This window comes from Spongiibacter sp., from assembly GCF_041602295.1.
GTDB lineage: Bacteria > Pseudomonadota > Gammaproteobacteria > Pseudomonadales > Spongiibacteraceae > Spongiibacter.
On the sequence record NZ_JBFIGO010000080.1, the window covers coordinates 1 to 13,767 of the forward strand.

At 59.7% G+C, this 13,767-nt stretch carries 12 protein-coding genes; 6 read left to right on the forward strand and 6 right to left on the reverse strand.

The genetic code is table 11. The features are described from left to right. The coding region (locus tag ABYM29_RS11990; protein WP_372865005.1) for an SDR family NAD(P)-dependent oxidoreductase at positions 1 to 257 on the reverse strand (257 nt) is incomplete at its 3' end. 62 nt (positions 258 to 319) lie between these two features. Between ABYM29_RS11990 and ABYM29_RS11995 the strand changes: the two genes are divergently transcribed. The 4 genes from ABYM29_RS11995 (at position 320) to ABYM29_RS12010 (ending at position 5,276) form a co-directional block, all read left to right on the forward strand. After that, entirely contained in the window at positions 320 to 1,132 is an 813-nt protein-coding gene (locus ABYM29_RS11995; RefSeq protein WP_372865006.1) for a queuosine precursor transporter, read from the forward strand. A gap of 144 nt (positions 1,133 to 1,276) precedes the next feature. Further along, on the forward strand, positions 1,277 to 3,475 hold the full coding sequence (locus tag ABYM29_RS12000; protein ID WP_372865007.1) for a peptidase M19: 2,199 nt from the start codon (positions 1,277 to 1,279) through the stop codon (positions 3,473 to 3,475). Positions 3,476 to 3,489: 14 nt separating this feature from the next. Further along, positions 3,490 to 3,849, forward strand: coding sequence for a hypothetical protein (locus ABYM29_RS12005; RefSeq protein WP_372865008.1), 360 nt, complete (start codon positions 3,490 to 3,492; stop codon positions 3,847 to 3,849). Continuing rightward, positions 3,846 to 5,276 (forward strand): hypothetical protein, encoded by a 1,431-nt coding sequence (locus tag ABYM29_RS12010; protein ID WP_372865009.1) that lies wholly within the window; start codon positions 3,846 to 3,848, stop codon positions 5,274 to 5,276. The genes ABYM29_RS12005 and ABYM29_RS12010 overlap by 4 nt, the downstream gene beginning before the upstream one ends. 9 nt (positions 5,277 to 5,285) lie before the next feature. Here the strand turns inward: ABYM29_RS12010 and ABYM29_RS12015 are convergent, their stop codons facing one another. The 4 genes from ABYM29_RS12015 to ABYM29_RS12030 form a co-directional block, all read right to left on the reverse strand. Beyond that, positions 5,286 to 6,572: a DUF1302 family protein gene (locus ABYM29_RS12015; RefSeq protein ID WP_372865010.1), complete on the reverse strand. Its 1,287-nt coding sequence runs from the start codon at positions 6,570 to 6,572 to the stop codon at positions 5,286 to 5,288. Position 6,573: 1 nt separating this feature from the next. After that, the gene (locus ABYM29_RS12020; RefSeq protein ID WP_372865016.1) at positions 6,574 to 9,756 is read right to left on the reverse strand and encodes an outer membrane lipoprotein-sorting protein; all 3,183 of its coding nucleotides are present in this window, start codon (positions 9,754 to 9,756) and stop codon (positions 6,574 to 6,576) included. A gap of 95 nt (positions 9,757 to 9,851) precedes the next feature. Continuing rightward, on the reverse strand, positions 9,852 to 10,310 hold the full coding sequence (locus ABYM29_RS12025; protein WP_372865011.1) for a MarR family winged helix-turn-helix transcriptional regulator: 459 nt from the start codon (positions 10,308 to 10,310) through the stop codon (positions 9,852 to 9,854). After that, positions 10,307 to 10,756, reverse strand: a complete 450-nt coding sequence (locus ABYM29_RS12030; protein WP_372865012.1) for a hypothetical protein — start codon at positions 10,754 to 10,756, stop codon at positions 10,307 to 10,309. Before ABYM29_RS12030 ends, ABYM29_RS12025 begins: the two co-directional genes overlap by 4 nt. Before the next feature lie 143 nt (positions 10,757 to 10,899). Between ABYM29_RS12030 and ABYM29_RS12035 the strand changes: the two genes are divergently transcribed. Beyond that, positions 10,900 to 12,486, forward strand: a complete 1,587-nt coding sequence (locus tag ABYM29_RS12035; protein WP_372865013.1) for an ABC-F family ATPase — start codon at positions 10,900 to 10,902, stop codon at positions 12,484 to 12,486. On the opposite strand, the gene ABYM29_RS12040 is transcribed toward ABYM29_RS12035, so the two are convergent. Continuing rightward, a complete protein-coding gene (locus ABYM29_RS12040) occupies positions 12,483 to 13,139 on the reverse strand; it encodes a TetR/AcrR family transcriptional regulator (RefSeq protein ID WP_372865014.1) in 657 nt (218 codons plus the stop codon). The genes ABYM29_RS12035 and ABYM29_RS12040 overlap by 4 nt on opposite strands. 119 nt (positions 13,140 to 13,258) lie before the next feature. Here ABYM29_RS12040 and ABYM29_RS12045 point away from each other — a divergent pair. Further along, positions 13,259 to 13,767, forward strand: a 509-nt coding sequence (locus ABYM29_RS12045) for an LLM class flavin-dependent oxidoreductase (protein WP_372865015.1), incomplete at its 3' end; no start/stop codon positions are given.

Below are 13,767 nucleotides of genomic sequence, written 5' to 3' on the forward strand. Positions count from 1 at the left end.
TCGACCTCGCCGACCTGGCCGGCCAAGCGCTGCACCGCGTCGGCGTCGCTGACATCGCAGGGATACACCGCCACCTCCGCCGCGCCCGCGCACTGCGCCGCCACCTCGGCCAACTTGTCCGCATTGCGCGCCACCAGCGCCAGCCGCAGGGCGGGGTTTGCCTGGCTAAACTGGCGGGCAATCGCTGCACCGATTCCCTGCGAGGCACCGCTAATCAGTACCCGTGGCGGCTTGTTCTCACTATTGCTTCCTGTCATGTTATTTCCTGCTTGGCTGCCCGGCCCGGCATGGTCAATCCCACAGCGACGACAGGCCTTAAATGATCGACAATATTATCAATAACAAAGCTATCAAGCTCTTCATTGTCATGGCGGGCTTTTTTGTCGCCAATGCCCTGATTGCCGAATTTATTGGCGTCAAGATTTTCTCGCTGGAGCAGACCCTCGGCCTGTCGCCGCTGTCACTGAGTCTGTTCGGCATCGACAATTTGTCGTTCAACCTCACCGCAGGGGTGCTGCTGTGGCCCTTTGTCTTCGTGCTCACCGATTTGATTAACGAGTATTACGGCCGCCGCGGGGTGCAGCTGCTGTCCTACCTGACGGCCGGTTTAATTCTCTACGCCTTCGCCATGTTCTATGCCGGCATTGAGCTCAGCCCCGCTGATTTTTGGCCGCAGTCGCACATCAACCCCGCCCTGCCCGCCGCAGAGCAGCAGGCCATTGCCGACAAAGTGGGCGACTACGACTACGCCTACCGACTGGTCTTCGGCCAGGGGCTGTGGATTATCATCGGCTCCCTGGTCGCCTTTTTGATCGGCCAGATCATCGACGTCACCGTCTTTCACCGCATCAAGCAACTGACCGGCGAGCGCTATATCTGGCTGCGCGCCACCGGCTCGACCTTAATCAGCCAATTTATCGACAGCTTTGTGGTGCTGTTTATCGCCTTTTACCTCGGCGCCGACTGGGGCCTGTCACTGGTGCTGGCGATCGGCGTGGTCAACTACCTCTATAAGTTCACCATGGCGATACTGCTCACCCCGGTGATCTACGCGGTGCACTATCTGATCGACCGCTACCTCGGTGAACCCCTGGCCAGCGAGATGAAAACCGCCGCCCTGCGCGGGCGCTGAGCGGACAAACTTTAAATTACTGTTAGATTGGTGACAGTGACAACATACTATTGCACACTAACGCCCCGGCGAGTTATCGCCAACGGCGTCCCGTGGGGCGCTGCACGCCAGGAAGGCTAACCACGATAACAATTAGGTACGACTATGAAGGCCCAGCTCTCAGCTCTATTTCTCACCACCGCAGCCCTGCTGTCCGCCTGCGGCGGTTCGAGCTCATCCTCAACCAGCAGCCACAGCGACGCCGGTGTTCAGGGTGCGCCGCAAACCCGTTTTGCCATGGCCAATGGCTGCTACGCACTGCAATCCAGCGCCACCCAGCAATACGCGCTGATCGACGGTGACAGCCTGCGCATCGGCGCCAGCAAAAACAGTGCGGAGGGCTTTTTCATGCAAGCCGCAGGCTTGGGCCGCTACCTCTTGCAGAGCCGTGACCAGCGACTCGTCAGCGAAAACGGCGGCGCGGTGATTGCCGCGACCGAAGCCAGCGACAATGCCATCTGGACCGTAGCGCGCGATGCGAGCAGCAAAACCTTCAGTCTGCAAAGCCACAACGGCCAAACCCTGATCGTCGACAGCGACGGCCAGCTGAGCACCGGCGATGCCAGCGGCGCCGCTAGCCAGTTCCGCTTTGTGCCGGCACAAGACTGCAGCGACTACCCGGAAATGCCCACCGGCATTGCCGATGCGACCTATAAGGGCCGTGGCGTTGACCAAGCCATTGTCGGTTTTGCCGATGTGCATACCCATATGGGCATGAGCAGCGAAATGTCGCTGGCCGGTGACGTTGGCCCCTCGGCTGGCGGCGCTTTATACGGCGAGGTGGTTCACCGCTTTGGCGTTAGCCACGCACTGAAAGACTGCGCAGATTTTCACGGCCCCAACGGCATCCGCGACGGTAACAACGTCATCAGCGCCAATCCCACCGATAATCACGACACCCAGGGCTGGCCCAGCTTTGTTGACTGGCCACGCCGCGACTACCTTACCCACCAAGTGATGTATTACAAATGGGTAGAGCGCGCCTGGAAGGCCGGCCTGCGCCTGATGGTCAACCACGGCACCAATATCGCCGCGCTGTGCCGGGTTGGCCAGATCAACGCCCTGCGCCCCGACGCCGACTGCGAGGACATGAGCGTTGCCGTTAAACAGGTCCAATACCTCTACGAGGTACAGGACTATGTCGACGCCCAGCACGGCGGCCCCGGCAAGGGCTGGTACCGCATTGTTAAAAGCCCGGCAGAAGCCCGCGAAGTGGCCAATGACGGCAAACTCGCCGTGGTACTGGGCGTGGAAGTCGCCCAGGTCTTTGACTGCGGCGTGACCATGCTGCCCGGCGGCCAGGAACAGCGCCGCTGCGACCAGGCGCAGATCGACGCGGAAATCCAGCGGCTGTGGGACATGGGGGTGCGCCACGTCTATCCCTACCACGACATCGACAGCTCGCTGGGCGGTGCCGGCATTTTCTCCGGCGACGTGATGAACATGCTCAACTTCATGGACACCGGCGCGTTCTGGAAAACCACCGAGTGCCGCGAATACGACGCTGACAAGCCGATGGTCCGCCAGCCCGGCGCCGAGATGGCCACCGCCATCCCCGGCAGCGGCGACGACCCGCTCAGCCAGGCCTTCTTCGCCGCCGGTGGCGGCACCCTGCCCCTCTACCCGCCCGGTCGCCGCTGCAACGCCCGCGACGTGACGGATCTGGGCAAATACGCCCTCAATGCGCTGATGGATAGAGGCATGGTGATCGACATCGATCACGCCGCCTACCACAGCAAGGACATCATGCTCGACGAGGCGGAAAAGCGCAGCCCCGCCTATCCAATGGCCTCGTCGCACAATGCCCACGGTGGCCTCACCAGCGACCAGGCGGTGCGCATGCTCAAAGCCGGCGGCACCATTTACCCCTATAAGGGCCACGGCGGCGACCACACCGCGTTCATTGAAAAACTCAAGTTCTGGCGCAACGAAGCCGGCGTTGGCGAGGAGCGCGTGCTCGCGCTGGGCTATGGCGCCGACGCCAATGGCTTTGGCGGCCACAGCGGCCCGCGCGGCGGCGATGCGACGCCGGTGAACTACCCCTTCACGCTGTTCAGCGGCGATGACTGGGGGCCGATGTTCAAGGGTATTGCACCGCTAAAAGTCGACCTGCTGCAGATTCCCGAAAGTGGTAAATTCTGGCATATCGACGAAGTCGGCATGGCCCACTACGGTCTGGTGGCCGACTTTGTTGAAGAAGTGCGTCTGGAAGGCGGGCGCGAAGCCCTGGAAGCCCTGTACAACTCCGCCGAGGATTATGTGCAGATGTGGGAGCGCGCCTATTACAGCGCCAACGACCAATAGCCGAGGGCGCCGCTATGCGACAGGGCTTACTGGTTTTTCTCAGCGTACTGATTCTCTGCGGACTGTGGCTGCTGCTAAAACCCGCCACCCAAAGTGACGGGCCGCAGCAGCGGCTGTACCGGCTGAGCATTATCGATGGCCAGTATCAGGGGCCAGAAAAGTTGATCGCCTACCGCGGCGATCAACTGCGTTTTGAGGTGCTGAGCAACCACGACGACGCCATGCACGTCCACGGCTACGAAAAACATCTGGAACTCAGCGCCGGCCAAACGGCGGTGCTGGAATTCAGCGCTGAACTCGGCGGTCGCCACGCCCTGGAGCTGCACGGCAACGAATTGCAGCTCGCCACCCTCGAGGTCTATCCCCGCCAGTGAGTCCTCCGCGCCTGCTGGTCATACTGACCAGCCTGCTACCGGGCACGCTCTGCGCCCACTCCTTTGGCCGCCCCTATCAGCTGCCCATGCCCTACTGGATGTATATCTACGGGGCCATGGCGGCACTGTTATTGTCTTTTGTGGTACTGGCCTGGCTGCTGCGCGCCGAACGCAGCCATCAGCCCCCGCCCGCGTGGAGTTTTTCCCCGCCGCACTGCACACGGCTGCTCAAGCCCTTGCTGCAGGGCCTGATGCTGGCCGGCTTCGGCCTGGCCATCGCCAGCGGCCTGCTCGGCAGTCAGGACAGCTACCGCAACTTCAATATGACCTTCTTTTGGATTGTCTTTGCCCTGGGCGCCAGTTATGCCAGCGCCCTGCTCGGCAACTGGTACGCCGCGCTCAACCCCTGGCAGCTGTTGTGCCAAGGCGTGGACACCCTGCACGCCGGCTTTTGCCGCGGCCGCTTCAGCTATCCCCAAGCGCTTGCCTATTGGCCGGCGCTGGCCCTGTATATGGGCTTTATCAGCCTGGAACTGTTTGCCGATATCCGCCCCTTGTCCCTGTCGGTATGGCTGCTGATCTACAGCGCGATCAATCTGCTGGCCACCTTCCTGTGGGGCGCCCGCGCCTGGTTTCACTACGGCGAATTGTTCGCAGTGATGTTTCGGCTGATGGCGATGATGGCGCCGCTGCAGCGCGATAACGACAACGGCCAGTGGCAGCTGCGCTGGCCCTTTAGCGGCCTGCTAAATCAACGCGTTGAACACCCCAGCCTGCTGATTTTTTTACTGTTTATGCTGTCGTCCACCGCCTTTGACGGCCTGCGCGAAACCAGCCTGTGGTTCAATCTGTTTTGGGCAGACCCCTTCGGTGTGCTCAGCCCGCTGCTGGGCAAACACCCGCTGCACGCCTATATCGAGCTGCGCCCCTGGTACATCGCCTACGAAGTGCTGTGGCTGCTGATGTCGCCACTGATCTATCTGGGGCTATTTTTGCTGTTCCTGTGGCTGGGCAAACAATTGGTGGGCAGCGCACTCAGCCTGCGCGAGCTGGCACTGCGCTTTGGCTACAGCCTGCTGCCCATCGCACTGGTCTACCACATCACCCACTACTACAGTCTGCTGTTTAGCGACGGTATCAAAATACGCGCATTGCTCTCCGACCCCTTCGGCTGGGGCTGGAATCTGTTCGGCAACGCCATCACCGGCCGCGTGCCGATACTGCTGGATATGGGCATTATCTGGGACAGCCAGGTGTGGCTGATCCTGATCGGTCACGTCGCCAGCGTCTATCTCGCCCATAGGGAGGCATTGCGCAGCTTTAACAACCCGCGCCGCGCGGCATTGAGCCAACTGCCGATGTTGCTACTCATGCTGCTGTTTACCGGCGCCGGACTGTGGATACTGGCCCAGCCACTGCAGGCTTAAGCGACTGGGCTAAAAAGCGTACTGCCAACCAACGACCGCCCGGCGGGCATCGTGGAACTGCCCAAAAGGACCGCTGCGGCGGCCAAAAAAGTGGTCCACGCCCAGCCACCAGCGCCACTGATCACTGAACTGGTAACTGAGCTTAGTGCGCAACTCGCCGTCGCGGTGATCGACATTGAGCAAGGCAAACACCTGCAATTCCACAGTATCGTTGTAAAAAAAGCGCTTAATGCTCAGCGTGTGGCGCAGGCTGTTGCGGCGACGCACTACCGCGCGATCAGTATCACTTAAACGGCTATAAAAAAGCTGATAACTAAGATGGCTGTCTCGCCAGCCGTAGTAATCCAAGCCCAGCAAGGCCTTCAGCTCACCGCTGACGGTGACACCGCCGTCCTGCAGGTCATCGCGCAATAGGTAGACGCGCTGCTGATAAACCGCCTCGGCACGCAACACCCAGTTACCCATTGCCGTGCTGGCACTGCCACCCAGCAACTCACCGCGTTCCAGGCGCGGCTGCAACACGATCTCGCCCTGTGGCTGGCGGCGGTACAGCACCGGATTGTCGTGATAAAAATGAAAGTAATTGGCACTCAGATCCCAGCCGCCGACAAAGTGGCTGTAACGCAGCCCTATCTCCACTTCACTGCGATCGGGGCGCCTCAGCGGCTGCGCACGCACTGGCTGCCCCTGCGGCAATGTCGGGCGCAACTCCGGGCTACTAATCGCAAACTCGGTGCCGGCGTCGGCCTGCTCGTTCACGGTGATATCGGGTATCACCAGCCACTGCAGGCGGCCGTCGTCACCCAGCGGCAATTCCGCATTGATCATCCAAGTGGCAATGCGCGAGTCTTCGAAGGTGGGCAGGTTGAATTCCCGCAACTGCTGGGGGTTAATCACATCCAGCAAACGCAAGCCATCGGCCTGCCCCCACACCACCTGCTGTTTCCCCAGGCGAACTTCCAACGACGACAGATTGACGTCGAGATAGGCCTCACGCACACGCAGCTCAGCGTGGCGATTTTGCCAAACCGCGCCGTTCAATGCGCCGTCGCTGACCGGCCGTTGGTCACGGCGACGCAGCCGGTCGGCGGCATCCCAGCGCAGTTCAGGCATCAGTGTCAGCGCGACGTCATCACTCAGCGCCATTGCCCAGTCACCGCGCAGGCGCATTTCAGCCTTGCTCACCGACTCCACCGCCTCGGGGCTATAGGCCAGTTCGCTGTCGAGCTGCCACTGCCAGGACTCAGCCAGGGCGCCGCTGGCCAGCAGCGCCGCCAATGCGATTAGGCTACGCATCTTACAAGCCCCGCCGCAAAGCACTGGTGGTAAACAGGCGCTCGGGCACCGCGCTGCGGTAATCGACATTGCTAAAGGTGAAGGCCGTGTAGTGGCCGTTGATATGATGCTGAACCTCCAGGCGATGGCGTGTCCAGATGCCGTCAACCTGACGGATATCTCTAGCGCGGTAGCTTTTCAGCTGTCGCCCCTTGGGATCCCAAAACTCGATATCGGTAACGATCCAGCGCTCACTATCGACTTTAAAGTGCAGGCGGCCATAGCCCAACTCTTGAGCAATCTCTGCACTTCGCGGCAGCGCCTCGACCTCCAACATCGGCCGGCGCTGACCGTCGACCTCCCATTCACCGCGACCAATGCTGCGAAAATGATAATCGCCGAGGTCAAAGCGCCCATTTTGCTTAATATCTTCGTAACTTAAATCGGTGCCCATGAAGTAGTCACCGCGATCCGCAGCAGAGATGCGGCGCACCTTGCGCAGCGCCGGCAGGTATAGCCACTGATCGTCATCGACAGCGACATCCCGATAGTCGTAAGTCAAAAATGCCGTGTCGCGAACATTGGCTGGACTGCGGTAGAAAAACACCGTCTTTTTGTCTTCGCCGAAATAGCGGCGATAACTCAGCGCCTCCCGCTGACGCTCCTTGCCACGGCGGTCGCGCAGCAGCATATGCAGCTCACTGGTCTGCTGCTCGCCGTCGTCCACCGCGTTGATCTGGGCGACCACCCAGTCGCCTGCCGGCAGCGCCTCCTCGGCAATCAGGCGCGGCGCGTACAGGCCGGCAACAGCCAGGGTCGCGGCCAACAGCAGCGGCGTTAGGGTTGCCGTGGCACTGAGACCGGGGCGTTCAGCGTCTGCGGCGCCAAACAAAAACCTCGGACGCAGCAACCACACCAGGGCCGGCAACAAGGTCATTGCGGCAACAAAGCTGATCGTCACCGACAACACCACAATCGTGCCAAAGTTAGTGAGGGGCACGACCTTGGAGCTGATCAACACGCCAAAGCCAAAGGCGATCGCCAAATAGTTAAACAACAACGCGCGGCCGGTGGATCCCAGCAAGGCACTGAATAGCTCGCTCAAATCCTCATAGCCGTCCTGGTATAGGCTTTTGATCCTATCGAGAGTGTGAATGGCAAAGTCGATACCCAGGCCAATTGCCACAGAGGCAAACATAGAGGTGCCGATGCCCAAGTCAATATTCAGCACCGCCATCGCCGCGTAGACCGTCAAGATCGAGCACAGTACCGGCGCCACCGCAAGCAGGCCGGCCACAAAAGAGCGGAACAACAACGCCGACACCAGCAGCACACACAGCAGGGAAATGCCGACACCGACAAAATGACTGACGCCGATATCTTTAATCCAGTGGTAATTGACATTCACCCGACCACTGAGCGCCGCACTGCCCAGCTCGCTGTTGAACTCGGCATCGATATACTGCTGCAGGGCCTCGATCACTGGCCGAGTCGCGGCAAAATCAGCGGTGTCTAAATTCAGGCGAATATTGGCAAGCCGATAATCGTAATCGACCTCCTCCTCAAAATCGCTGGGGTCAGCACTGGTGTCATACAACAGAAAATACTGCGGTATCAGTGCGCCGTCCTCAGGCAAGCGGTAGTATTCAGGCCGCCCCTCGTTGAGCGACTTGTGCATTTGTTTCAAATAATCGACCACCGACGCCGAACCGTTCACATGGGGCAACGACTCGGCGTAGCGCTGTAGCGCCTCCATGCGACGCAGCAAGGGCAATACAAAAACGCCCTCGGCCTGCGCTGTCGTCACGACAATATCCAGGGTGTTGCTGCCGTCCAAATGCCGATTAATGGCGCGGTCTGCCCGGTATATCGCCTCGCTCTTGTGAAAGGTATTAATGCGATTTTCATTGACCCGCAACTGACTGGCCTGCAAGGCGCCAAAAATCGCCAGCGCGGCAAAGGCCGTCACCGTCAGTGCCGGTCGATACAATGCAAGGCGCCCCAGCTGCGCCATCGCGCGACTAAATAAATCGGCGCTTTGACGCTGCTGCAGACGCAGCCACCCTGGGCTGACGCGCGGCTGGAAAATCGCGATCATCGCCGGCAACACAAACACCGAATACAGCCAGGCCACCGCTACACCAAAGGCTGTAAACAAGCCAAAATATTCAAACGGCGGCATATAGGCCGAGGCCCACAGGCCGAGAAAGCCCGACATGGTGGTGAGGGTGGTCAGCGTCACCGGGCGAAACATTTCCCCGACACTGGCGGCGATACACTGGCGCGGCGTCCACTCTGGGTGGTGCAACTGCGCCTCGTAGTAGTGGCTGAAAATATGAATCGAATCCGCCACCGCCATACCAATCAGAATCACCGGCATCGCGTTGGTGATCACAAAGAACGGCACGCCGCAGTAGGCCATGAAACCCACGGTCATTAACACCGTTGCCGCAATCACCACATTGCCCATTAACGCCGGCGCAAGTCGCCGAAAGGCAACGACAAGCATCACGGTAATAATCAGCCCTGCCAGCGGATTGAGCCGGCTGGCGTCGCGGTCAATATAGTGTCCGAGAAAGCCCAGTACGGCCCCCTCGCCAGCGACATGGATGTCCAGCTGATCGATATCATTAAAGCGCTCGACCAGCTCGACAATCGCCCGGTAGGCAGGCTCGGCCATGCTGTCTTCATAAAACTCGACGACAATCACCGTCATCGCATCGTCGCGCGACACCAGCAGGCCCTGGTACAGCGGAAATTCGGCGATTGCAGCGCGCAAAGCCCGCGCACCGCCCCGCTCAAAAACCTCCAGAAAGGGCTCGACCACCATGCCCTCGTCATTGCCGCGGATGTTCTTCTCCGTTGCCAAACTGATGGTGCGCGCCTCGTCAACCCACTCGAGGGCATTCACCGCCTCAGTCAGCCCCGCGACCAGCGCCAGGGTGTCCGACTGATAAATGCCACCGTCGCGGTGGTCCTCTATGGCGATGACCAGGGGGTCACTGAGACCAAAGATTTCCTTCACCTTGTTTTTGTAGGTCAATGCGGGATTGTCCGCCGACAAAAACGCATCGGCGCGGGTGTCCTTGTACACCCGGCCCACACCCGCCGCCAAGCCCGCCATCAACAAGACCGCCAACACCACCGTCCAATAGGGATGACGGACACCCCATAGCGTCCAACCGCCGCTGTGACTCTGCTCCATCACTGTAACCTCCTGCCCGACACACATTTAATGTATATACATGTATTTACTGAAAAATAATGGGCCCCGCGGCCCACCACACCCCGCCCAGGCCACTACCTGAGCGCCACTATCGCCTCTGTCACCGCCAGCAGCTGCCGGCTCAAGTCCTCGCCCAGGCGCCCGGCAATCTCCCGCTGCGTTTGTGCCCAAAGCGTTTCCGCTCGCTCAAACAGCTCGCGACCGTTGTCACTGAGCGACACCAAGCTCACCCGCCGATCCTGAGGGTCGGCACAGGTTGTAATATATCCCGCCTTGAGCAGCGGCTTGAGATTGCGCGTCAAAGTCGTCTGCTGCAGCACCAGTATTTCCTGTAACTGCTTTTGCGAACAGCGCTTGAGATACCACAGGGAACGGAGAATCGAAAACTGCGTCACCGTAATGCCCAGTTCGCGCAGCTGGTCGTCGTAGCACTTGGTCAGCACCCGACTGGCCTGGCGCAATTTCAAGTTAAAACAAGGCGCTACTCCCTTCACCCTCGCGTCTAACACGTTCACTTCGCGCCCCTTGCTCATTGCTCTGCTCTCTTCGCCGGCCCCTGGAAGGCATCCAAAGCGAGCGCCAACAGCGCCATAAAGACCACCACAGCCGCCGTAAGCGCCACTAAATTAATACCCAGTATTGTCCTTTCAATATTGCCCGACAACAGCGAGCCACCGTAGTAGTCCTCGAGCATATGTGCAAACAGCACCGCGCCCATCACGATAATGCCCAACACGCTGGCCAGGCGAATATCATTACGCCGCCACACCAGCCACAAGCTCAATACGCCCAGCGCACAGTTGGTCGTCAACTGCCAAACTTCGTGCAGGCGCGCGTGGGGGGGCCAATCGCTGTTGAACACATGCGAAGCGTTAATTTCCAGCAGTGGGACCACCAGCGCGTAAACCACCACCCCTAGAGACACCAGTATTTTTGCCGCCATAATCACCCCCACGGGCAAGGATTTTGACAACAACATACATGTATCTGCATGTATTTGCAAGCCCTGTCAGCGCGGCATTATTTACCACAAGCATCGACGGCGAGACGCTAAACCCTTATAGTGCGCGCCTCCCCGCTCATCGATTTACGCACTGCCACGCGCAGGCTCAGGATACTCTGTTGATCTCTACCGCAAATATCACCATGCAATTTGGTGCCAAGCCGCTGTTTGAAAACATCTCAGTGAAGTTCGGCAACGGCAACCGCTACGGCCTGATCGGTGCCAATGGCTGCGGCAAGTCGACCTTTATGAAAATTCTCGACGGCAGCCTAAAGCCGACCTCGGGCAATGTCTCGCTCGACCCCAACGAGCGCATTGGCAAGCTCCATCAGGACCAATTCGCCTTTGAGCAGTACTCGGTGATCGACACTGTCATCATGGGTCACAGCGAGCTGTGGGAGGTCAAGCAAGAGCGCGATCGCATCTACGCGCTGGCGGAAATGTCGGAAGAAGACGGCATGAAAGTGGCGGAGCTGGAAACCCGCTTTATGGAAATGGACGGCTACAGCGCCGAGAGCCGCGCCGGTGAAATATTGCTGGGCGCCGGCATTGAGCAAGCGCTGCACTTTGGTCCAATGAGCGAAGTCGCACCGGGTTGGAAACTGCGGGTACTACTCGCCCAGGCCCTGTTCTCCGATCCGGATATTTTGCTGCTGGACGAGCCCACTAACAACCTCGACATCAATACCATTCGCTGGTTGGAAGAGCTGCTTAACGAGCGCAAAAGCACCATGGTGATCATTTCTCACGATCGCCACTTTTTGAACGCGGTGTGCACCCATATGGCGGACATCGACTACGGTGAGCTGCGCGTCTACCCCGGTAACTACGACGACTTCATGACGGCGGCCACCGCTGCCCGCGAGCGCCTGCAGTCGCAAAACGCGAAGAAATCCGCCCAGATCGCCGAGCTGCAGCAATTTGTCAGCCGCTTCTCCGCTAATGCTTCCAAGGCCAAGCAGGCCACCTCGCGGGCCAAGCAGATCAGCAAAATCCAGCTCGACGAGATCAAGGCGTCCAGCCGGGTCTCGCCCTATATCCGCTTTAAACAAGACAAAAAGCTCCACCGCCAGGCACTGACACTGGAGAGCCTTGGCCACGGCTTTGACGAGCCGCTGTTTCGCAATGGCCAGATGATCCTCGAGGCCGGCAGTCGACTGGCGGTGATCGGCGAAAACGGCGCCGGCAAAACCACCCTGCTGCGCTGCCTGATGAAAGAACTGCAGGCCAATGAAGGCAATGTGAAGTGGGCGGAAAATGCCACACTGGGCTACTGCCCGCAGGACAGCAGCAACGATTTCGACAACGAACTCAACCTGTTCGACTGGATGGCCCAGTGGCAAAAGCCCAGTCACGACGACCAGATTGTGCGCGCCACCCTCGGCCGCCTGCTGTTCTCCTCCGACGACTTTAAAAAGCAGGTCAAGGTCTGCTCAGGGGGCGAGAAAAACCGTCTGTTGTTCGGCAAGTTAATGATGATGGACTGCAATGTGCTGATCATGGACGAGCCCACTAACCACCTGGACATGGAAGCCATTGAGGCCCTCAACCTGGCGCTGGAGCATTTCGAGGGCACGCTGATTTTCGCCAGCCACGACCGCGAGTTCGTGTCTTCGCTGGCGACCCGCGTGGTGGAAATCAAAGACCAGCAGCTGCACGACTTCCAGGGCAGTTACGAGGAATACCTGGCCAGCCAGCAGGTCTAAGTCGACGCGCCGGTGCCGGCCAGCGTTTGCAGGCCGGCAATATTGCGCGCCACCGTGGCCCGCCACATCTGCTCGTAACTCTCCACCGCCAAGTGCCCCTGCACCCAGCTCGCCCGCTCGCCGCGCGGCAGCGCCTTTTTCAAATGCTTGAGCACCGCCGGCCGACAGGCATCCTGCTCGAAACTGCAAAAACTCAATACCGTCCACCACAGCGACTGGGCCTGGCACACCGCCTGCTCATCACTGCCCAGCACCGGCCGCAGCAACTCGGCCACCGCCTCTAATTCGCGCAAGCCCCTAGGGGTGGTGGCCATCATACCGACCAGAAACAAAGACTCAGGCGCCGCCGACAGGCGCTTGCGCCAATTGTTCAGCCACTGCTCCAGCACCTGCGGCCAGGGCCGGGAACAGTCCAGCCCCTCGCTAAAGCCGTCGTACAGCTGCTCAGCCAGGGCAGTCAGCAGCTGTTCCTTATTGGCGAAGTAGCCATAGAGGCTGGGCGGCGTCACCCCCAGCTGCTGGGCGATACGGCGCATGCTCAAGGCGCGTTCGCCCTCGCTGAGCAGCAGCTCGCGGGCAGCGTCGAGAATGGCCTGATGACTGGTCGCACTGGGGCGGCCGAGCCGTGTTTTGGTCGCGGAGCTAGCGCACATAGGATCTGACAATGCCTAAAATTTGAGCGGCAAATATTGACTTATTTAACAATGTTAATAAACTACTATCTATTAAATTAACGGTGTTAGAAAATTAAGCCCGCAACGAGGACAATGCCATGCCCACATCGAGCTACCCGGAACTGGGCTGCTATCTGCTGCCCGGTCACAGCCGTCAGCCCGCCGAATTGATTGGCGAAGTGCGCGCCGCCGAGCAACTGGGCCTGGGCTCTGCCTGGATCTCCGAGCGCTTCGATGTTAAAGACGCCGGCGTCAGTGTCGGCGCGGCTGCCGCCGTTACCGAGCGCATCCACATCGGCACCGCCGCCACCAATATCAACACCCGCCATGTCATGAGCACCGCCGCCATGGCCAGCTCCGCCCACCACCTGTCTAATGGCCGCTTTGCCCTGGGCCTCGCCCGCGGCGTGGGCATTCGCCAAGAGCTGTGGGGCATTCCCAAGATCAACAACGCCCAGCTGCGCGACTTCAGCGAGATGATGAAGAAGCTGTGGCGCGGCGAGCGAGTGATGGGCTATGACGGCGCGCTGGGAAGCTTTCCATATTTGCATATGGCTGACTGGCTGGACGCCGACATCCCCCAGCTGTTTGTTGGCTTTGGCCCCAA